The sequence below is a fragment of the Nocardia mangyaensis genome, from assembly GCF_001886715.1.
In the GTDB taxonomy this organism is placed as follows: domain Bacteria; phylum Actinomycetota; class Actinomycetes; order Mycobacteriales; family Mycobacteriaceae; genus Nocardia; species Nocardia mangyaensis.
The window spans coordinates 2345854-2367052 of record NZ_CP018082.1 but is presented as its reverse complement, the minus strand read 5'-3'; the positions used below and the strand labels follow the sequence as shown (position 1 = coordinate 2367052).

At 69.3% G+C, this 21199-nt stretch carries 17 protein-coding genes and 1 pseudogene; 5 read left to right on the top strand and 13 right to left on the bottom strand.

Features of this window, described 5'->3' with window-relative positions; all coding sequences use genetic code 11:
• Positions 1-5: 5 nt before the first annotated feature.
• The 6 genes and pseudogenes from hypB to BOX37_RS35225 form a co-directional block, all read right to left on the bottom strand.
• Positions 6-794: a hydrogenase nickel incorporation protein HypB gene (gene hypB, locus BOX37_RS10720; protein ID WP_071927511.1), complete on the bottom strand. Its 789-nt coding sequence runs from the start codon at positions 792-794 to the stop codon at positions 6-8.
• Positions 749-1126: a hydrogenase maturation nickel metallochaperone HypA gene (hypA, locus tag BOX37_RS10715; protein WP_071927510.1), complete on the bottom strand. Its 378-nt coding sequence runs from the start codon at positions 1124-1126 to the stop codon at positions 749-751. Before hypA ends, hypB begins: the two co-directional genes overlap by 46 nt.
• Positions 1127-1176: 50 nt before the next feature.
• Positions 1177-1896, bottom strand: coding sequence for an energy-coupling factor ABC transporter ATP-binding protein (locus BOX37_RS10710; RefSeq protein WP_071927509.1), 720 nt, complete (start codon positions 1894-1896; stop codon positions 1177-1179).
• On the bottom strand, positions 1893-2654 hold the full coding sequence (gene cbiQ, locus BOX37_RS10705; protein WP_071927508.1) for a cobalt ECF transporter T component CbiQ: 762 nt from the start codon (positions 2652-2654) through the stop codon (positions 1893-1895). The genes BOX37_RS10710 and cbiQ overlap by 4 nt, the downstream gene beginning before the upstream one ends.
• The gene (locus tag BOX37_RS35230) at positions 2655-3017 is read right to left on the bottom strand and encodes a PDGLE domain-containing protein (RefSeq protein WP_338039864.1); all 363 of its coding nucleotides are present in this window, start codon (positions 3015-3017) and stop codon (positions 2655-2657) included.
• Positions 3018-3056: 39 nt separating this feature from the next.
• Positions 3057-3710, bottom strand: a pseudogene (locus BOX37_RS35225) (energy-coupling factor ABC transporter permease); the annotation flags it as partial.
• Positions 3711-3828: 118 nt separating this feature from the next.
• On the opposite strand from BOX37_RS35225, the gene BOX37_RS10690 reads away from it, so the two are divergent.
• Positions 3829-4182, top strand: a complete 354-nt coding sequence (locus BOX37_RS10690) for an ArsR/SmtB family transcription factor (RefSeq protein WP_071927507.1) — start codon at positions 3829-3831, stop codon at positions 4180-4182.
• A gap of 19 nt (positions 4183-4201) precedes the next feature.
• Here BOX37_RS10690 and BOX37_RS10685 read toward each other — a convergent pair whose 3' ends face one another.
• From BOX37_RS10685 to BOX37_RS10675, 3 genes are all read right to left on the bottom strand, one after another.
• Entirely contained in the window at positions 4202-4819 is a 618-nt protein-coding gene (locus BOX37_RS10685; RefSeq protein ID WP_071927506.1) for a YdcF family protein, read from the bottom strand.
• A gap of 142 nt (positions 4820-4961) precedes the next feature.
• Positions 4962-5483, bottom strand: a complete 522-nt coding sequence (locus tag BOX37_RS10680; RefSeq protein ID WP_071927505.1) for a hypothetical protein — start codon at positions 5481-5483, stop codon at positions 4962-4964.
• A 407-nt stretch (positions 5484-5890) separates the two neighbouring features.
• On the bottom strand, positions 5891-6832 hold the full coding sequence (locus BOX37_RS10675) for an acyl-ACP desaturase (RefSeq protein ID WP_071931374.1): 942 nt from the start codon (positions 6830-6832) through the stop codon (positions 5891-5893).
• A gap of 143 nt (positions 6833-6975) precedes the next feature.
• On the opposite strand from BOX37_RS10675, the gene BOX37_RS10670 reads away from it, so the two are divergent.
• Together BOX37_RS10670 and BOX37_RS10665 are read left to right on the top strand one after the other, a co-directional pair.
• Entirely contained in the window at positions 6976-8244 is a 1269-nt protein-coding gene (locus BOX37_RS10670) for a sensor domain-containing diguanylate cyclase (RefSeq protein ID WP_071927504.1), read from the top strand.
• 77 nt (positions 8245-8321) lie between these two features.
• Positions 8322-9530, top strand: coding sequence for an MFS transporter (locus BOX37_RS10665; RefSeq protein ID WP_071931373.1), 1209 nt, complete (start codon positions 8322-8324; stop codon positions 9528-9530).
• A 39-nt stretch (positions 9531-9569) separates the two neighbouring features.
• On the opposite strand, the gene BOX37_RS10660 is transcribed toward BOX37_RS10665, so the two are convergent.
• Positions 9570-9938 carry an ArsR/SmtB family transcription factor gene (locus BOX37_RS10660; protein ID WP_071927503.1) on the bottom strand — a complete coding sequence of 123 codons (369 nt, stop codon included), beginning with the start codon at positions 9936-9938 and terminating at the stop codon, positions 9570-9572.
• Between the two features lie 87 nt (positions 9939-10025).
• On the opposite strand from BOX37_RS10660, the gene BOX37_RS10655 reads away from it, so the two are divergent.
• On the top strand, positions 10026-12005 hold the full coding sequence (locus tag BOX37_RS10655; protein WP_071927502.1) for a heavy metal translocating P-type ATPase: 1980 nt from the start codon (positions 10026-10028) through the stop codon (positions 12003-12005).
• On the opposite strand, the gene BOX37_RS10650 is transcribed toward BOX37_RS10655, so the two are convergent.
• Together BOX37_RS10650 and BOX37_RS10645 are read right to left on the bottom strand one after the other, a co-directional pair.
• Positions 11995-12465, bottom strand: coding sequence for an RDD family protein (locus BOX37_RS10650; protein WP_071927501.1), 471 nt, complete (start codon positions 12463-12465; stop codon positions 11995-11997). The two genes, BOX37_RS10655 and BOX37_RS10650, sit on opposite strands and share 11 nt — an antisense overlap.
• Positions 12466-12545: 80 nt before the next feature.
• A complete protein-coding gene (locus tag BOX37_RS10645; protein WP_071927500.1) occupies positions 12546-13703 on the bottom strand; it encodes a TerD family protein in 1158 nt (385 codons plus the stop codon).
• 160 nt (positions 13704-13863) lie between these two features.
• On the opposite strand from BOX37_RS10645, the gene BOX37_RS10640 reads away from it, so the two are divergent.
• Positions 13864-15417 carry an acyl-CoA carboxylase subunit beta gene (locus BOX37_RS10640; protein WP_071927499.1) on the top strand — a complete coding sequence of 518 codons (1554 nt, stop codon included), beginning with the start codon at positions 13864-13866 and terminating at the stop codon, positions 15415-15417.
• Positions 15418-15518: 101 nt separating this feature from the next.
• Here BOX37_RS10640 and BOX37_RS10635 read toward each other — a convergent pair whose 3' ends face one another.
• Positions 15519-20987 carry an ATP-binding protein gene (locus BOX37_RS10635; protein ID WP_071927498.1) on the bottom strand — a complete coding sequence of 1823 codons (5469 nt, stop codon included), beginning with the start codon at positions 20985-20987 and terminating at the stop codon, positions 15519-15521.
• Between the last annotated feature and the right edge of the window lie 212 nt (positions 20988-21199).

Sequence of the window (21199 nt, the reverse complement as noted above, 5' to 3'; positions counted from 1 at the left end):
ACATTCTAGGGCGCGGTCGCGTGATCATCAATAGCCACACGTTGGCTGCGCAGCCATTCGAACCACTGCGCCATGCCCTCACCGCCGGTGACCGACATCGGCACGATCTCGGCTCCCGGATTGATCATGGCCGCGTATTCGCGGCATTTCTCCAGGTCGAAGTCGACATAGGGCAGCAGATCGATCTTGTTGACCAGGACCAGCGAGGCGGCGGCGAACATGTGCGGGTACTTCAGCGGCTTGTCGGTGCCCTCGGTCACCGAGATCACCACGACTTTGCCGCGCTCGCCGAGATCGAACAGCGCCGGACACACCAGATTGCCGACGTTCTCGATGAACAGCAGGCTGCCCGGCGCCGGATCGAGGGTTTCCAGCGCGCGACGGGTCATCTCGGCGTCAAGGTGGCAGCCGGCGCCGGTGTTGACCTGGACGACCCGGCAGCCGGTCGCGGCGATCCGTTCGGCGTCGAGCAGCGTGGCCTGATCGCCTTCGATCACCGCGATGGGCGCCTCGCCGAACTCACGGATCGTGCGCTCGAGCAGGGTCGTCTTGCCCGCGCCGGGCGAGCTGGTCATGTTCAGTGCCAGGATGTCGCGGGCGGCGAGCCAGGCACGGTTGCGCTGGGCCAGTTCGTCGTTCTTGGCCAGGACCTTCTGTTCGAGAGTGATGGTCTCGGTCACCGGCAGGTGGACGTGGTCGGCACCGTGAGCGTGGTCATGCGAGTGACCGTGCTCGTGCGGGATGGTGATCACTGCTGCCGCATCGTCGTCGCCGCATCCACAGGTTGCGCACATTCTCGGCTCACCTCCATAGATCGGATTCGGAGTTCGTGCCCGGCCCTGATCTCGACATCGGCACTACCGCAGTCGCACAGGGCGATCGGCTGGGACAGGGTGAAATCGGCGCCGCAGGTCCGGCAGAGCGCGGCGCCGGGCACCTCGTCGATCTCGAGGCGGGCGCCTTCGGCGAGGGTGCCCTCGGCGGCCAGCTCGAAACAGAAGCGCATGGCCTCGGGCACCACCGCGCACAGCACACCCACTTCGACCAGCACGCTGTGCACCCGCTGACCCGCCGCGTGTTCGCACACGGCGTCGATGACACTTTGGGTGATGGCCATTTCGTGCATCGCGGTCTCGGCTCGTCGAAGGTGAGAACCTCCCCCGAGGCTACTCCCACTCAGTGCAGCCGATGCCGGGCCAGCAGATCGGTGTCGGCGAGGATCTGCGCGGCCGGCCCGTTGGCGACGATCTCGCCCGCGTCCAGGATCACCACGCGATCACAGATCCGCTGCGCGTACGGCAGATCGTGGGTCACCACCAGCAGGGTCGTCGGCAGGGCGAGCAGGATGTCGGCCAGTTCGCGGCGGGCCACCGGGTCGAGATTGGCGGCGGGTTCGTCGAGGACGAGGACATCGGGTCGACACGACAGAACGGTGGCCAGCGCGGCGCGGCGGCGTTCGCCCAGCGACAGGTGGGCCGGGGAACGACCGGCGCGATCCGACATCCCGACCGCGGCGAGGGCTTCGCGGACGTTCTCCTCGAGCTGTGCGCCGCGCACGCCGAAATTGGCGGGACCGAAGGCGACGTCCTGGTGGACGGTGGGCATGAACAGCTGATCGTCAGGGTCTTGGAAGACCACGCCGACCCGCTGTCGAACGGCGCGCACGGTCGCGCGTTCCAGTCGGGTTCCGCCGATGCGCACCTCCCCCGAGGTGGCGGTGAGTACCCCGTTGAGGTGCAGCATGAGGGTGGATTTTCCGGCGCCGTTGGGGCCGAGCACCGCGACCCGCTCCCCCGCCGCGACCTCGAGGTCGACGCCGCGCAGCGCCCAGGTGCCGTCGGGGTAGGCGTAGCTCAGCTCGGTCACGCGCACAGCGGGTGCTGCCGAATCGGTCACCGAACCATCCAAGCACCGAGACAGATGCCGATCGCCGCGACCGCGGGCAGACAACCGAGCACCCAGTGTCGACGACTGGCGCGCGCGAGGCCGACAGCGGGTACGGCACCGTCGAATCCACGCGACAGCATCGCCAGGTGCACCCGTTCACCACGTTCATAGGAGCGCAGGAACAGGGTGCCCGCGCCGCGCGCCGTCGCCCCGGCCTGCCGCAGGGTTCGCGGGTCGTCGCCGCGCGAGATCCGCGCCAGCCGCATCCGGCCCGCCTCGACGACCAGTACATCGACGTAGCGCAGCATCAGGACCACGATCATCACGATGATGCCGGGCACGCGCAGCCGGGCGAGCCCGCCGGGGAGGTCACGCACGCTCGTGGTGGCGGCCAGGGTCAGCGAGATCCCCACGCCGAGAGTGCCTTTCGCGATGATTCCCCACGCGGCGTAGAGGCCGGTGGCCGACAGGGAAAGACCGAGGAACTCGACGCGTGGGTCACCCGCGGCGAACGGCAACAGCACCGCCAGCACCACGAACGGCGCTTCGATGAGCAGGCGCGGCGCGATCCAGCGCAGCGCGATGCCGGACCAGCGCCATACGACGAGGAGGCCGAGTGCGTAGCAACCGTAGGGCCAGAACAACTCTCGTGGCGTGGCGACGACAGCGAAGACGGTGAGCACCGCGCACACGATCTTCACTTCCGCCGGCGCGCGATGCGCGGGCGAGTCCCCTGCCAGGTACAGCAGCCGGCCGGGGCCGCCCACCTACCTCGGCCCCGAATCCGACCCCGTGCCGACTGCCTCCGTGCTCGGCCGTCGCCCGATCGCCCTGACCACCGTGAACAACACCGCGAACGCGACAGCGACACCGAGCACACCGGCCAGACCGACCCACGCCTCGTCCCCGCCGATCGCGTAGTCGGCCAGCGCGGAATCGGCGAGGCGATGTTCGGCAGCGTTCTGCGCGACGCACTCCCCGCGCAACTCCTCGACACCGCCGACCTCTACCGTCACACACCCGCGCTGGGTGGTGGCGTCGAGGCCGTCGGGTTGCGAGCTCGCCGCATAGGACAGCACCCCGGCGACGAGCACCGCCGACGCGGCGAAGGCCAGCAGGAAACCCGGCACCGAGACTCGCTCGCGCAGCGAGGTCGTCTCGGTCCGCGCCGCCGCGACAGCACGCAACAGGTAGACGAGGTCGGGCCGAGCCCTCGCCACCGCGACCACCGTGATCGCGGTGATGATCCCCTCGCCGATCCCGATCAGCGCGTGGGTGAGGAGCATGTATCCGGCGACCGCGCCGACCGTCGAGCCCGCGGCGCCGCCGATCGCGTACTCGACGACAAAACCCATGGCGGCGCACACGGTTCCGATGAAGGCCGCGACGAAGGCCACGCTCCCGATACCCGCCTCGGAGCGCTTGCCGAGCAGCCCGGCCCCCAGCCGCGCGACGAGATATCCCGCGCCGACGCCGATCAGCGCCATGTTCGTGATGTTGGTACCCAGCGCCGACAGCCCACCGTCGGCGAACAGCAATGCCTGGACGACCAGCACGATCGCCACGCACAGCGCCCCGAGATACGGGCCGACCAGGATCGCGGCCAATGCCCCGCCGAGGAGGTGCCCACTCACCCCGGGCAGGATCGGGAAATTCACCATCTGCACCGCGAAGAGGAACGCGGCGACCAGACCGGCCATCGGGGCGGCACGTTCGTCGAGATCAGCCCTTGCCCGCCACGCGGCGAAACCCAGTCCGGCGACCGCGATCACGGCGAACAGCAACGAGGTCGGCGCATCGACGATGCCGTCGCTCATATGCATTGCCACGGTGATCTGGCTCACCCCTCATGATGGTACGCCCGATATATGCTCATGTGAACAGATGAATTGCTGAGGTGTCCGACTGGTTCTCTCCGCCCGGGAAAGGCACAGTGGAGTCGTGGCAGTGAGTCCCTCCCTGGATCCCGAGCACGCCAGCCGTGCCGCGTCCGCGTTGAACATCGCCGGCATCGAGCACTGGGCCGGGCGATTCGACCTGCTCTCCGACGTCAACCGGCTGCGCCTGCTGCTGTGCCTGCACCACGCGCCCGACATCAGCGTCAGCGATCTGGCCGCCGCGGTGGGCATGTCGGCCACCGCGACCTCCCAGGCCCTGCGGCTGCTGCGCCAGCAGGGCTGGGTCGCCGCCGCCAAGGACGGACGCATCGTGCGCTACCGGCTCGCCGACGACACCGTCCATCAGCTGCTGCACTGGATCGGGGCCACCCACGCCGAACCCGCCACCACCGGCTGAACCGAGCGGGCGCCCCGGCTCAGGGACCGGGGTGCGGGCTGTTCGCGCCGAAGGTCCCCACCCAGACGGGCCGGACGAACCACGGGACCCGATCGGGAGTCAGCTCACCGACCACCGCGATGTCGGCGGCGACGAAGGCCGCCGACGCGCGACCGATATGGTCGTCCGAGGTCACCAGGACCGCCCCGCGCAGTCCGCGCTCGGCCATGAGTGCGGCGGTGTGGCGAGCGTTCTGCACCGTCGAGTCCGCCCGGCCCTCGCGCAGGATCCGTTCCGGCGCGACGCCATTGGCCACCAGCCACTCCGACATCGCGTCGGCCTCGGTGATGCCGGACCGTGGATTTCCACCGGTGACGATGATCGGTGACAGCGGCGCCAAGGCCGCCTGCAACAGACCGACGCGTAGTCGCCGCACCAGTTCTTCGCGCATCGTGCCCGCCGGCGTGAGCCCGTAGCCGAGGATCACGACCGCGGTGTCGGGTCCGTACGCCCCGGGGACAACCGGGGTCCATCTCGACGGCACCTCGACGTGCACCCCGGTCGGCCACGGAACCTGCGCCTGTCCGGTCTGGGCCGCGGAACCCACCAGACCCGCCATCGCAACCACGGCCATCGCCGCTCGCCACACCGAAACCATTGCTGTCTCCTCGCGTCCGGACCGGTCGACGACGACCGGCCTTCGACGATCACGGTGCGCCGCGAGCGGCGGCCGCGCAGCGCTACGGCAACGGCCTGCGACAGCTCACAAGCCCTGGTCAGAACCCTTTGGTGTGCGCCATTCAGCACATGTCACAGGCTTGCGGACCGAAACGTAGTTCGGCGTCCTCGGCCGACCCGAGACCGCTCACCTGCCCGATGGCCGCCCAGGAAGCACCCGCCGAGCGGACGAAGCGGACGGCCTCGACGAGTCGCTGCTGGGCCGAGACCGAGTCCTCGTACGCCAGGCGCACCGGGATCAGGGCCTGCATCTCGACGCGGTGGTAATCCCATTCGGCGAGAACCAGGGTGGTGGCGCTCGTGTCGAGCCGTCCGCTGGGGCAGTGCAATCGCCGGTGCCCCGGATCGTGGTCGACCGGGTTCTCGGCGCGCAACCAGGTGCGCCCGTGCCAGCCCCCGCACGAGCACAGCGCCCGCCAGCCGATCACCTCGTCGGGTTCGCGGGCGCATCGCAGCGCAGGAGTGAGCGGGGTCGCGTCGACGGCAGCGATCGCCGCCGGCTGCGCGGTGAGGCTGGGTCCGTGCAAGCCGTCGGCGAAGATGTCGGCGACCCAGACGCGATGACAGTCGAACAAGGGGTTCATTCAGACTCCGATGTCTACACTCCACAACAGGTTCGAGCAGAGCCGAGCCGCACCCCGAGGCCGGACGGCCTCGGGAACGGTGTCGGTATGTGGCCGGACCTGATGCCGGTTGCCGACCACCAGATGTGTGGGACTACACCTCCCACGTATCCACCATCGGCCCCTTCGCGCCCCACCGCAATCACCTCGGCCCGATATTGGACACAGTCACAGCAGCGCGAGTCCACGCTTGGTCCCGGCGATCACCCCGGGCCGAGACCGGCCGCTGTCACAGGTGCGCCGGTCCGGTCATTGGGAACGGGCGTATCGCGGGAGAGAGCCGGCCCCGCCACCGGAGCCGGGCAACGACCACGGCACGAGATGACGGCGCGCGTACTGATCAAGGCTGCGCGGCGACGTGCCCGGAGTCAGCTCGCGGCGCGGGCGAGTTCGCGCGCGAGCGCCCGTTCGCGCTGTTCCTCGAAGCGGGCGGCCTTGGTCTCGAGATCGACGAGGTACTGATGCAATTCCTCGCGCGCTTGCTCGCCCGGTGCGGTGAAATCATTGCGCTCGAAGACGTTCCACGTCCGCAGGACCGGCTTCAGGACGACGTCGAGATGCTGGCGCAGATCGTAGACGCCGTGCTTGGCCAGCAGCACCGCATTACGCCGGAAGTTCGGCTGGTTGAGACCGGGCATCTGGAATCGCAGGACGACATCGGCGATCGCGCGGATGCTCTCGTCGGGGGTCAGGTCGAGGGTGGCGGCGCAGAGTTTGCGGTAGAAGATCATGTGCAGGTTCTCGTCGGCGGCGATGCGCCCCAGCATGCGCTCGGCGACCGGTTCCGCGCACAGCGCGCCGGTATTGCGATGACTGATTCGGGTGGCCAATTCCTGGAAGGTGACATAGGCGACCGAGCGCAGGAATTGCGAGCCCTTTTCCGGTTTCGCTATTCCGGCGGTCATGTGGGTCATCCGCGCCTGCTCCAGCGCGACCGGATCGACCGCGCGGGTCACCACGAGGTAGTCGCGCAGCACGATTCCGTGGCGGTTCTCCTCGGCGGTCCAGCGGCCCACCCAGGTGCCCCAGGCGTCGTCGAGACCGAAGGTGTCGGCGAGCTCACGGTGATAGGAGGGCAGATTGTCCTCGGTGAGCAGATTGGTGATCATCGCCGCCTTAGCGACCTCGCTCAGTCGTGACTGCTCGGGCTCCCAATCGATGCCGCCCATCGCCGCGAAATTGCGGCCCTCGTCCCACGGCACGTAGTCGTGCGGATTCCACGCTTTGGCCTTGGCGAGGTGGTCGTTGAGATTGGCTTCGGCGACCGGCGCGAGTTCGGTCAGGATGTCACGGTCGGAAAGGTGTTTCATCGTTCCACCCTCGGCCCTCGCGAGCGTGGCCGCCGCCGTCGCGCGCAAGACTGTGTGCATTCACAGTCGGATGCCGTGACGCCCGGACAGCAGACGCGCCGATGTCTGGTCGATCGACCTGTTAATGTCCGGCAACCCGTGGCATGATCACGGCAATCGCCGCCACGCCGCCCCGGTGTGCGGTCGAACCGGAAATCGACACCGACATGACCTTCGACGACATCGCGCAACAGTGGCTCGAGCAGCTGGCAGACCTCGGTCCGCTGCCCGCCGGTGTCGTGGCCGAGACGGTGGTCGATCTGGTCGCCCATCTGCGCGCGGGTCTGGCTCGTCCCGAGTTCGAGCCCGCCGTGGCCGAACAGGCGGGTGCCGGGCTCGTCGCCGCCGGGATCACCGCCCCCGCGGCCCTCGGCACCGCGGTGCCCATCCTGCGCACCCTCGCCGAGGCGGCACGCCCTGGCGACACCGCCGCCGCGGACACCGTGATCGGTGGTTTCTGTGCCGGATTCGCCCGCGCGCTGCAGTCCTCGACGCCCTACGCCGAGGGCTTCGAGTTGGCGTTCCGGCACGCCTCGATCGGGATCTCGCTCGGTGACGAGCACGGCCACATCCTCGACGCCAACCCCGCCTTCGAGCGGCTCGTCGGACGCACGGTCGACGAACTGCGCAGCACCGACGGCTTCATGCTGTTCCCACCCGAACGTCGCGCCGAGGTGCAGGAGCTGGTCGAATCGGCGCTGGAGGCCTCTCCCACCGGCACCCTCCACGTCGAGGGCCGTTTCCCCCGCAGCGACGGCTCGATGGTATGGACCGCGTGGACGGTGATCCGGTGCTCCTCCACTGGCGGCGACCGCCGCTATCTGCTCGGTTTCGGCGAGGACATCACCGAGCGCCGCACCGCCACCGAGCAGCTGCAGTGGCAGGCCATGCACGATCCGCTCACCGCGCTGCCCAACCGCCGACACCTGCTCGACCGCCTGCACACCGTGATCGCCGACGCGGCGCCCGAGGCCGTCGCCGGGGTGCTCGCCCTCGATCTGAACAACTTCAAAGAGGTCAACGACTCCTTCGGCCACATCGCCGGCGACCGGCTGCTGGCCGAGGTCTCGGCGCGACTCGAGGCCGCCGCCACCCGGCACGGCTGCCTGCTGGCCCGCACCGGCGGCGACGAATTCATCGTCCTGGCCGCCCCACCGGCCGACAACGACCACATCGACAGCATCGTCACCGGCCTGCACCGCGCCCTCGCCCACCCTTTCACCGTCGACGGCGCCCGCATCACCGTGGCGGTGAGCATCGGCGCGGTCCTGGCCCCCATGGCAGGCGCCGACGCCGACGCCGTCCTCGACCGCGCCGACCGCGCCCTCTACGCCGCCAAGACCGGGGGCAGCACCCACACCGTCCGCCGCTGATCCTCCGTTCACGGCGCGGCCCGTTGACGTCCGATTTCTGCCAGCGTCCCGAGCTCGCGAATTCCTACGCTCGGGAAGTGAAGACTGATCGTGTCGCAGGGACCAGAACCGGCCGACTGCGAAACCCGGTTGTTTGGTACATGTCGTTGGCGGCGGCGCTGGGGACGGCGACGGTGTATCCGCTGCAGCCGGCGATCGGCGCGGTCGCTGGGTCGCTGGGGAGTTCGCCGGCGGCGGTGGGGGTGGCGCTGGCGTGCGGGCCGGTGGGGTATCTGTGTGGGCTGGTGCTGCTGGTTCCGCTGGTCGACCGATACCCGCCGAGGCTTGTAGTCGCGGCGCAGTTCGGTTGTCTCGCAGTAGCTTTGGCGCTCAATGCCATCGTCGGGCAGGTGTGGATACTCGGGCTCGTCCTCGGCGTGGTCGGGGCCGGGTCCGCGGTGGGGGCGGGATTGAGTTCGGTGGCGGGTCGGCTGGCGGCCGCGCCGCGGCGGGCGACCGTGCTCGGCATCGTGACCGCGGGGATCTCGGCGGGGATCCTGGCGGGGCGGATCGTGGGCGGCCGGCTCACCGACACCATCGGCTGGCGAGGGACGCTGTTGGTGTTCGCCGGAGCTTGCGTCGTGATCGCGGCGACCGCGCCGCTGATCCTGCCCGCCGCTCCCGGCGCGGGGCAGCGAGGCTATCTCGCTGTGCTGCGGTCGATTCCGGGACTGTTCGCCCGGTACGCGACGCTGCGGCTCGCCGCCACACGCGGCGCCCTGTGGTTCTTCGCGTTCTGCGCCGTCTGGGCCGGCATGGCGGTCGCGCTGTCGGCTCCACCGTTCGAGTACTCGGCCGAACGGATCGGGCTCTACGCCCTCGCCGGACTGCTCGGCATCGTCGCGACGCGGGTGGCCGGCACGTGGACCGATCGCCTCGGCGCCCGCCGCGTTGTGCTGGTCGGGCTGACACTGGCCGCGGCCGCCGCGATCACGCTCGGGTTCGGCCTCGCCAGCACCGCCACCGCACTGATCTGTCTCGCCCTCTTCGATGCGGGTCTGTTCGCCGCCCAGGTCGCCAACCAGAGCACCGTGCTGGCGATCGAGCCCACCGCGCCCGCCCGGTTCAACAGCGCGTACATGGTGGTGTACTTCGTCGGCGGCAGCCTGGGGACGGCGTTCGGCGCCTGGGCGGTCGAGCAGATGGGATGGCCGGCGATGGTGGCGGTGGCGACGGGGGCGATCGTGGTCGCGGCGGCCATCACGATCGGTACGCCGACGGTGGGAGCGATGCACGACCAGGAGTGAGACACCGGCCGGGGTCCGCTCACCGAATGCTGTTGGGACTCATGGACCGACAGTGGAGTTCGGGCGGTCGGCCAGGCCAAGGCGAAGGTGTTCGCTGTGGTAGATGGCCTCGTCCAGGAGTTGGGCCACGTGGTTGTCGTAGAGGGTGTAGATCACGCTGCGGCCGGAGCGGGTGCCCGTGACCAGGCCCAGGTTGCGGAGCAGGCGTAGCTGATGGGAGACCGCGGACTGTTCCATGCCCACCGCGTCGGCGAGTTCGGTGACCGGAAGGGGTCCGTGGCGTAGTTCGGCGAGGATGAGCAGCCGGCTGGGGGTGGCCAAGGCCTGCAAGGTGGTGGCGACGTGCGCGGCGGCATCGGCGTCCAACCGACCGACCGGCTGGTCGCGACCGTCCACGCCGTGTCCCATGCGACGGAGTGTACCGTTCAGGTACACATGAATACGTCTTCATGTGTTCTGGTATCTTCAGGTCTTTCCCGATCCCGGAGGTGACTCGTGGCCTCGTCCACCGCCACACCCCTGCGTCCCGGCACCGAGCCCGCGCTGATCTCGATACGTCGGACCCGCCTGCGCGAGGTTCCCGAAATGCGCTGGGCCGCGGCATCATCGGCGCTCTTTCTACTCGGCCTGACGGCTCAGCTCGGCGGCGCGCCGTCCTGGGTGGCGACTGCGCTGTACCTGGCCTGCTACGGCGCGGGCGGTTGGGAGCCCGGACTCGCCGGGCTGCGAGCGCTACGGGCGAAAACGCTGGATGTCGACCTGCTGATGGTCGTCGCCGCGATCGGGGCGGCCGCGATCGGGCAGGTGATGGACGGCGGGCTGCTCATCGTGATCTTCGCGGTGTCGGGCGCGCTCGAAGCCGTGGCGACCGCGCGCACCGAGGACTCGGTGCGCGGGCTCCTGGACTACGCACCCGACACGGCGACACTGATCACCGGCGGCGAGGAGCGAGCGGTCGAGGCGGCAGGACTCGAAGTCGGCGCGGAGATCCTGGTGCGCCCGGGTGAGCGAATCGCAGCGGACGGCACGGTGCTCGGCGGGGCGAGCGAAGTCGACCAGGCCACCGTCACCGGCGAATCCATGCCGGTCGACAAGTGCACCGGTGACGAGGTGTTCGCCGGCACCCTCAACGGCACCGGCGTGCTGCGGGTGCGGGTCGATCGGCGCGCGGCGGACTCGGTCGTCGCTCGTATCGCGGGGCTGGTCGAGGAGGCCTCGCGGACCAAGGCGAAGACGCAGCTGTTCATCGAGAAGATCGAGCAGCGCTATTCCGCCGGTATGGTCGTGGCCACCCTGGCGGTGTTCACGGTTCCGCTGGCTTTCGGTGAGACACTGCGGGATTCACTGTTGCGGGCGATGACGTTCATGATCGTGGCATCGCCGTGCGCGGTGGTCTTGGCGACGATGCCGCCGCTGCTGGCCGCGATCGCCACCGCGGGCCGCCACGGCGTGCTGGTGAAGTCCGCGGTGGTGATGGAACAGCTCGGCACGACCACACGGGTCGCCTTCGACAAGACCGGCACGCTCACCCGAGGGGTCCCCGAACTCACCGAGATCCGCTGCCTCGGCACCGAATCCAGCGACGAGGCGATCCTGCGACTGGCCGCCGGGGCCGAACACGCCAGCGAGCATCCGCTGGCCAGGGCGATCATGCGCGCCGCACACCGACGCGGACTGGATGTCCCGCCCGCCGAGGACTTCATTGCCCAGCCCGGTCGGGGTGTGTCCGCGCTGGTCGACGGGCGGCACATCCGGGTCGGCTCCCCCGCCGCTGTCCTGCCCGCCGCCGACGAGAACGCGACCGCGATCGTCGAAACGCTGCGCGCCAGGGGGGCGACGGCGGTGGTCGTGCTCGGTGACGGAATCCCGATCGCGGTACTGGGGATCACCGACCAGGTCCGCCCGGAAGCGGCTACCGCCGTCACCGCGCTCACCGCCTCGTCCGGCGCACCGCCGGTCCTGCTCACCGGCGACGACCACACCACCGCGGTCCAGCTCGCCGCGCAGGTCGGGATCACCGAGGTCCGCGCGAATCTGCTGCCCGAGGCGAAGGTGTCGGCGATCCGGGACCTGGAAGCGGGCGGCGCGCGGGTGACCATGGTCGGCGACGGCATCAACGACGCACCCGCGCTCGCCACCGCGCACGTCGGAATCGCCATGGGCGGAGCGGGATCCGACCTCGCGCTGCAGACCGCCGACGCGATCGTGATCCGCGACGACCTGACTACCATCCCGGCGGTCATCGCCCTGTCTCGCCGGGCACGGCGGGTCGTGCTGGCGAATCTGGCCATCGCTGGCGCATTCATCGCCGTCCTGGTCACCTGGGACCTCGTCGGACACCTCCCGCTGCCGCTGGGGGTGGCCGGGCACGAAGGGTCCACCATCATCGTGGGACTGAACGGACTGCGCCTGCTGCGCTCGGCCGCATGGCGGCGAGCACAGCAGGCGCACGCTGAACCGAAAGTCAGTCCCTGACGACCTGGGTGCCGTCGGCGAACCGGTCGTGCCAACCCTGCTTGGTGGGGCTGGAGCTGATCGTCGCCGCGATCGAGATGGCGGCGATGAACCACAGCAGGCCACCGACCCAGGGGATCAGGTTGAGCAGCATGTAGGCGTTGCGCATGGCGGAGTCCTTGACGCTCGGCTTCGCCGCGCCCCCCGCACCGTTGACGTGCAGGCCGAGCAATTTCTTACCGGGCGTCGACCCGCTGGCGACCTCGAAGCCGAGGAAGTACAGGAACCCGAATCCGGCACCCGGCAGGATCGACACCCACTCCGGGAGGCTGGTCGACTTGTTCAGCAACCAGAACACGATCATGCCGATGAATCCGGCGATGATCCAGTCGATGAATCGAGCTCCGGCACGCCTGCCGAGCCCACCCGGCGACAGTCCGGGCGCGATACCGAGCTGAGGGTCGTAGCCACCTGTGGTCATCTGTTCCTCCTCGCATGGGACTGCTGACAATTGTGCCTGCTCATCGTGCCCCACAGGCTGATTGAGTTCGACTCGAGTCCTTACTCGGTGAGGTCGAGGAAACGTCGGACCTGTTCGGCCGCCTCGACGGGGTGACCGGCCTGGATCGGCGCGCCGATCGATTCGAGTTTCCAATCGCTGCCGTCGCGATACAACTTGGCCACGACCATGCCCGTGTTCGGGCCGCCGACCTGAAGGTTCGATCGAACCAGCTCGGTGTTGTTGGCGCCGTTGACCATTCGCCAGAATGCGTTGCGGACCAGCTCGAAGGTGTGTCCGGCGTAGGAGGTGACGACGAAGACGACGGTGGTGACCTGCGCCGGGAGCCTGGTCAGGTCGACGGTGATGACCTCGTCGTCGCCCTCACCGTCGCCGGTCAGGTTGTCGCCGAGATGCCGGACCGAGCCGTCCTTGGACGCCAGGCCGCCGAAGAACGCGGCGTCCACCAGGGTTTCGCCGGCGAACAGCAACGCCGAGGCGTCGAGATCGATGTCGACCTCGCGCAGTCCGTACTGACTCTGCACGCGCACCGGATCCCAGCCGAGGCCCATCTTCACGAAGGCCAGCGTGTCGTCGCCGTTGCGCAAGCTGATCTTCGGCGCGGCGGAGTTCGGGCGAGGTTCCCTTGGCTTGACCGGCTGGTCCGGCAACGGAATCGGGACCGCACGCGGTGCGGGAGCCGACGCGGGCGCGGGGCGCTCCATGGTCCCGCCGTGCGCGGCGACCAGCGCGTCGAACCCGCCCCGATAGCCCGCACCGACCGCACGCACCTGCCAGCCGCGCTCGACCAGATCCAGATCGACCGCGATGGCCGTCGACTCCGGACCGGCGCGATCGATCGTGTAGTCGTACAGCGGGTTTCCGTTGGCGTCGTCGACGCTCACCTCCCCCGGCGGGTGGTCCTCGAGGTGCGCGGACCGGTCGGCCAGGGCGACCACGATCCGGATGTGCGAGATCCCGGTGGGTACGTCCGGGAGTGCGACCACCAGCGAATCCGCCCGTCCACCCAGTCCCGGCGCGAGCCGCACCCCGGGGCCGACGGGATGGCCGCGGAAGACCACGCCGCTGCTGTCGAGCACCGAACCCTGTGCGGTCAGCAGCAGCGCGGACAGCTCGATCGCCGCGGAATGCCGCACCGAGACCACAATCTCCTCGACCGCGATGACGCCGGTCTGCCTGTGCGCAAGCGATACACCCATCTGTCCACTCTAGGCAGACAGCGGCCATCGGCAACAAGGCAACACAACACCATTCCCGCCTCGACTGTGACCTGTCCCTGGTCCCCCGCGCAATGGCCTGCCTGGCGTCGATACCGCTTAACGTCGTCGGCGGCACAATGGTTGGTCGGAAGGTTGCGGCGTGGTTACTACCCAGGCGAAGCTCGAGAAACTGGTCAAGACGCTGGCGGCCGCCGCGGAACCGGCAGGCGAGGCGGGGGTCGCGAAGCGGGCGAAGAAGGGAATTCCCAGCGTTCGGCAGCGAATGGACATGCTGCTCGACCCTGGAACCTTCATCGAGATCGGCGCACTGGCCCGCCAGCCCGAGCAGCCCGACGCGCTCTACGGCGACGGGCTGGTCACCGGGCGCGGACTGATCGGCGGCAGGCCCGTGGTGGTGATCGCGCACGATCAGACCGTCTACGGCGGCTCGGTGGGCGTCACCTCGGCCCGAAAGTTCATGCGGGCCTTGCAACTAGCGTTCGACAACGCCTGCCCGGTGGTGACGATCAACGATTCCGGTGGTGCGCGCATCCAGGACGCGGTGGGTTCGATCGCCTCCTTCGGTGACATCTCGCGGGTGCTGGAGAAGCTGTCGGGGTATGTGCCGCAGGTGTCGATCATCCTCGGCAAATGCGCCGCGGGGTCGGTGTACGGGCCGATCAACACCGATGTGCTGATCGGTACCAAGGATTCCTACATGTTCGTCACCGGGCCGGAGGTGATCAAAGCCGTCAACGGCGAGGACATCAGCGCCGAGGATCTCGGGGGCGCGCAGGTGCAGGCCGAGCGCGGCACCCTGCATCACGTGGCCGAGACCGAGCAGGACGCCTATGTGTGGGCTCGCGACTACCTCAGCTTCATGCCGACGAGCTGTGTGGAACAGCCACCGATCGTCAATCCCGGGCTCGAGCCGGAGATCACTGCCTCCGACCGCGAACTCGACTCGATCATTCCCGATTCCGACCGCGCCGGATACGACATGCACGAGATCCTGCTGCGGATCTTCGACGACGGGGAGTTCCACGAGATCCGTGCCGCGTTCGCCCCCAACCTGATCACCGGATTCGCCAGGGTCGACGGCTATCCGGTCGGTGTGATCGCCAATCAGCCACTGGTGCTGGGGGGGTCGATCGACGCGGCCTGCTCGGACAAGTCGACCTACTTCATCCGGCTCTGCGACGCGTTCAACATCCCGCTGGTCTTCGTCGCCGACACCCCCGGTGTGCTGCCCGGCCTCGAGCAGGAGGCCAACGGCGTGATCATTCGTGGCGGCCGGGTGCCACGCGCCATCATCGAGGCGACCGTGCCGATCATCAATCTGGTGGTGCGCAAGTCCTATGGCGGCGCCTACGGCATGATGGCGGCCCGCCAGGTCGGCGCGGACGTCAGTTTCGCCTGGCCGACGGCCCGGATCGCGGTGATCGGCGCGGAGAGCGCGGTCGACCTGATCGGCAAGCGGCAGTTGGCCGCGGTGGCGCAAGAACATCGGGCGGCGGCGCGGGAGTTCATGATCAACCAGTACAACGAGACCGTCGCCACCCCGTGGATCGCAGCCGAACGCGGCTACATCGACGCCGTCATCGAACCGTCGCGCACCCGCCTGGAGATCCGGCACGCGCTGCGCCTGCTGCGCGACAAGGCGCCGGTCACCACGGAGTTCAATCCGCGCAAGCATGCGATCTATCCGATGTGATCGGCGTGGCGACCGGTGACGGCGCCACGCCACGCTGAGACGGCGGCGGGCCGGGTCCGAGGTCCGATGACCCCGAGCCCGGCCCGCTTGTCCGATCCCGGCTAGGCGGACTGACCGCCGAGGCGGGATTCGATCGCCTCGATGATGCGCGGACGCAGGTCGGCGACACTGACGATGGCGTCGACCGAGCCCACCTCCACCGCACGCTGGATATTGTGCACCCGGTCGAACTCGGCGGCGACGTCGCCGAGCTTCTCCGCCCGGACCGAGGAACGCAGTTCCTCCAGCTCGGCGGCCAGGGTGGCGCGGTCGGTGCCGACGGCGCTCGCGGCGCGGGACTCCAGCTCACGCACCCGCGGGTCGGCCGCGGTACGGGAGTTGACCTCGCCGGCGAACACGACCGCGGCGGCGGGCGCGCCACCGAGGACCGAGGCGAACGAACCCTCCAGGGCGAGGACCGTCATGTTCGGGTTCAGTGCCTTGGAGAACACCACGAACGCGCCGCCGTGGTAGCGCGAGATCACGCAGAACACGATCGGGCCGTCGAAATTGACGATGGCCCGGCCGATCTCGGCGCCGTACTCGAGCTGCAGCTTGCGCATCGACTCCGGGGAACCGTCGAAGCCCGACAGATTCGCCAGCACGACCAGCGGCCGGTTGCCGCTGGCCGCGTTGATCGCCCGCGCGGCCTTCTTCGACGAACGCGGGAACAGGGTGCCCGCGGTGTAGGTGTCGGGCCCGTCGGTGCCGAGGAAGCCGCGACGCGCCACATTGCGCGACTCGATACCCAGCAGGCACACCGGGATTCCGCCCAGATGCGCGTCCTGCACCACAGCGGTCTCCGCGTCGGCCATCCCGGCCCAGCGTTCCAGGACGGGGTGGTCCTGGTCGGCCAGCGCCCGCATGACCGTGCGGATGTCGAAGGGCTTCTTGCGATCCGGATTCGCCGCGGCGGAGAAGATCTCACCGACGGTGGCGAAGGTGCTGTCGGCCAGCACATGCGGGAAGTCGGAGATGTCGCGGTCGACGGGGTCGGCGGATTCGGCCCGGCGCGGCCCCTGCTCGCCGGGAGCGACGTAGGTGTGCTCGTAGTGGGCCATCAGCACGTCGCGCGCGGCGCTCAGGTTCGGCGCCCAGTACTGCGCCTGACCGTTGGGCCCCATCACCCGGTCGTAGCCGCCGATGCCGAAGTTGTCCTCGGCCGACACGCCGCCGGAGAAGTCCAGCGACTGCTTGCCGGTGAGCACCATCGCCGAGTCCGGGGTCATCACCAGCACGCCCTTGGTGTGCATGAGCATGGTGGCTTCGGCGTTCCAGTACGGCTGCGCGCCGACGTTGATACCGGCGACCACGATGTTGATCTCACCGCCGTCCTGGGTGAACTCGACGATGCGCTTGAGCGCGGCCGCGACCCAGTCCATGTTCTCGGTCCCCGACGACATCGAGATCCTGGCGCCCGACGACAGCGCGTACCACTCGAGCGGAACCTCGAGCCGGTCCGCCAGATCCAGGGCGGCGATGACGCGACGGCATTCCGGTTCCGAGAGCGCGCCGAGGGACTTGGTCGGATCACCGAGCAGCAGCACCCGGGTGACGCCCTCGGGATGCAGCGGGGTCACCGTGGTGACCACACCCGCGACGATCGCCGCCTTGTTGCGGCCCTTCGGCCGGTCGACGGGGACCAACGTGTGCTCGTCGTCGAGGTCGTATTCGACGAAATCACCCAACAGCGAGGTCAATTCGTAGGGGTAGACGGTGTTGCGGGCCGCGGCGCGCAACACTTTCTGCCGGTACTCGTCGAGTGGCTCGACCGCCTCGTCGGTCCGTTCACCGACCGTCACCTCGGTTTCGCCGTTGGGCCGGAACGAGATGCGTACCCCGACCTTGTTCAATTCGCCGGTCTCGGGGTCGCGCTGGCGAGCGATGAGCAGGATCTCCTCCAGCCCCGCGCCCGCTGCGGCCGGCAGCACGTGTCCGCCGATGGTCTCGAGCTCGGCGCGGGTGACGTCCATCGGCGGCCAGATGTACATCACGATGCGGTTGGTGTTGAGTCGCTTGGCCGACGGCAGCCGCGACTGGGCACGGCGGATCGAGTCGACGCAGGTCGCGATGGCGCTCTCGGCGGTGGGCAGGGCGACCAGCCGACCATCGTGATCACGCAACGCCGCCAGGTCGCGCACCTGGGCGAAGGCGATGAGGCGATCGTCGGAGGGGTTCTCCTTGGCCACCGCGCGGAACAGGTAGACCTCCTCGTCCGACGACGACAGCCGGGTGAGGTCGAATTTGCGCAGCCGCTCCATCTGCATCCGCTGCGCGATGTAGGGATGCAGGCCGCGGATCAGCCGTTCCTCGGCCATCCCGGTCACCGACGGACGGAACGTGAAGTGATGGTGCATGACCGAGCCGCCGCTGCCCGCGACGGTGGCGGTGAGGCGGTGCACCTGGTTGGGCAGTGGGTGTGCGCCGAGCACATCCTGCAGGGCCGCCGCCATGGCGTCGAAGTCCTCGGGCTGATCCTCCCAGCTGAGGTAGATGTCGGCGCCGATGGACACCGCGCCACCGGCCAGTTCGGCCAGCCCGTCCAGGGCGGTGCCGAGCGCGTCGAAGCCCACCGCGGTCGAGACCAAGGTCGAACCATTGCGTTCGGCGACGACGAACGGGGCGCCACCGATCTGCTCGGTGCGTACGCCGGTGAGCCCCTTGTTGCCGTAGTAGCGCCGGGTCAACACCTCGAGCATGGCGGTGTGGTCGGGCTTGTCACGCTCGAGCCGCTGACCGAGCAACCGGACCAGCGGTTCGGTGCTGCGCACCATCTCGGCGATACGCTCGCCGCGATCGGCGGCCTGCGGGTTGGCGTCCAAGTAGCTCAGGTGCTTGCGCACGGTGGTGTACACGCGGGCCCGGTTGCGACGCAGCAGCGGCTGGCCGTACCAGGCGTAGACCAGACCACGCGACAGATCGGCGATCACCGGGTACCGCACCTGGGTGGCCGCCACCAACCGCTCCAGGGCCAGGCCGACGGGTTCGCGCAACACCTGATCCGGCATCGGCTCGGCGAGCCATTCGCGCAGCAGCGTGGTGACGACCGCGACGGTGTCGGCGGGACGCTGCTGGGCGAGGAAGATCCGGAAGACCGCGGCTTCGAGGTCGGGCGTGCGATCCAGTTCGGTGATCCCGTAGTGCCCCAGCGCCGCGGCGAGCTTGGCCTGGTAGGACTCGGGCAACCCGGCCCGCTCGACATCGAGGCTCTGCAGATAGGTGTGGAAGTACTCGCGCGCGCTGTGCACGTGACCCTGCCCGCCGTCGTCCTCGGCGGGCCGATTGTGGCTCAGTTCGGCGAGATCGGCGAAGACCTGCACCAATTCCAGTTCCTCGCCCAACGGCCGCACGTTGTCGGCGACGGACTCCTTGCGCGCGGCCATGTAGGTGTCGAGCACACGACGGTTGTCGTGCGGGTCGACATCGAAGCCGAGCAGCAGACTCCGCAGGTCCTGCAGGCTGCGCGCCATCCGTTCCTCGGCGCGGCGCGGGGCGGGCTCGGTGGGCAGATCGAGTTCGACGGTGCCGGTGCTCGCGGTCTCGACGGCGTCGTCGTCGGCGAGCGGCTCCAACCGCAGCAGCGGCGCGCCCGTCTCCACCTGGGTGCCGACCGACACGCCGCATTCCTTCAGCCGGGCCCGGAACGGCGCCCGCAGCACCGTCTCCATCTTCATGCTCTCCAGCACGAGCACCGGTGCGCCCGCCTCGACCTCGGCGCCGACCTCGAGTGGAGTGCCGACGACCAGCGCGGGGGCGGGGGAACGGACGACACCGCCCTCGTCGCGGCTGATCCGGTGGGTCACGCCGTCGACGTCGACAATGTGGGTGGGGCCGTGAGTGTCAGTGATCAGGCGGTAGCGGGCGCCGTTGACGACGATCTGGCCGGTGTGGCGATCGAACCGTTCCAGATCGACATCGGCGGTGCGCAGATCGCCACCGGCCTCGATGCCGACGCGGAACCGATGCGCGCCGATCCTGGCCACCCGCACCCGGTAGCTCGCTCCGCGCAGCTTCAGATCCAGCGGGCGGCCGCTCTGGTGCTGCACCTGCGGACGGCCACCGGAGGCGGTGGACAGCAGCCGGTGCTGTTCGGCGCGTTCGTCTTCCTGGTAGGCGTCGATCGCAGCGGCGGCCAGCGCGATGGTGGAGTGCCGGTGGGTCACCAGACGGCCCTCGCCGCGAACCCGGTCGATCCAGCCGGTGTCGGCGCTGGCGTCGATGATCTCGGGCTGATCGAGCAGATCGAGCACGAAGCTCTTGTTGGTGGCGCCGCCCGCGATGACGACCCGGGTCTGGGCCATGGCGCGGCGCAGTCGGCCCAGCGCCTCGTCACGGTCGCGGCCGTAGGCGATGATCTTGGCGATCATCGAGTCGAAGTCGGCGGGGATGGTGTCGCCTTCGCTGACACCGGTGTCGACCCGGATGCCGGGGCCGGCGGGCAGGTCGAGGCGCACGATGCGGCCGGGCGAGGGCGCGAAATCGCGATCGGGGTCCTCGGCGTTGAGGCGGGCTTCGATGGCGTGGCCGCGCTCGGCGGGCGGCTGTCCCTCGAGCTTGCCCCCGGAGGCCACGTGCAGCTGGGCGTGGACGAGGTCGAAACCGGTGGTGCACTCGGTGATCGGGTGCTCGACCTGCAGGCGGGTGTTGACCTCGAGGAAGGCGAACAGCTGATCGCCGGGGTGGTAGAGGAACTCGACGGTCGCCGCGCCGCGGTAGCCGACCGCGATCGCCAGGCGCTCGGCCGAGGCCTTGAGGTCGGCGGTCTGCTCGGCGCTGAGCACCGGCGAGGCGGATTCCTCGATGACCTTCTGGTTGCGGCGCTGCACCGAGCAGTCGCGCACGCCCAGCGCCCACGCGGTGCCCTGACCGTCGGCGATCACCTGGACCTCGACGTGGCGGGCACCGGTGACCAGGCGCTCCAGGAAGACGACACCGCTGCCGAAGGCACGGGCGGCTTCCTGCCGGGTGCGCTCGTAGGCGTCGACGAGTTCGGCTTCGTTGGTGATCACGCGGATACCGCGGCCACCGCCGCCGGCGGTCGCCTTCAGCATCAGCGGGTAGCCGATCCGGGTGGCGGCCTCGATGGCGTCCTCGACGGTGTCGACCGGGCCGCGGCTCCACGGGGCGACCGGGACGCCGACTTCCTCGGCGATCAGCTTGGCGCCGATCTTGTCGCCCAGCTTGCGCATGGCGTCGGGGCTCGGGCCGATGAAGGTGACGCCGATGTGGTCGCACAGTTCCGCGAACGCGGGATCCTCCGCGACGAATCCCCAACCGACCCAGGCGGCGTCGGCTTTGGTCGCCACCAGCGCCTGCTCGAGCGCCTTGAGGTCGAGGTACGGGCGGGCCGAGGCCGGACCGAGGTCGTAGGCGATGTCGGCTTCGCGCACGAAGGTGGCGGTGCGGTCGACGTCGGTGTGCAAGGCGACGGTCTCGATCCGTAGCCCGGTCGCCGCCGCCAGATCACGGACGGCATGGATGAGGCGCATGGCGGCCTCTCCCCGATTCACGATGGCGATGCGGCTGAACACTTCGCCGACTCCTTCCTCTGCAAATGGACCTGGCCCGGCCGGGCAAGGGCGCGACTGCGCTTCACTGCGAGTCTGCACCCCTCTGCCCCGTATGTGTACAGCGTGCGGGGGTTACCCGCACGTATCGCGAGAAACGTTATCGCTGACGTCGCGATCGTGATGCGATCGCACCGGCGCGCGAGGTGAGCGGCCGATGACGGCGACGTCGTGTG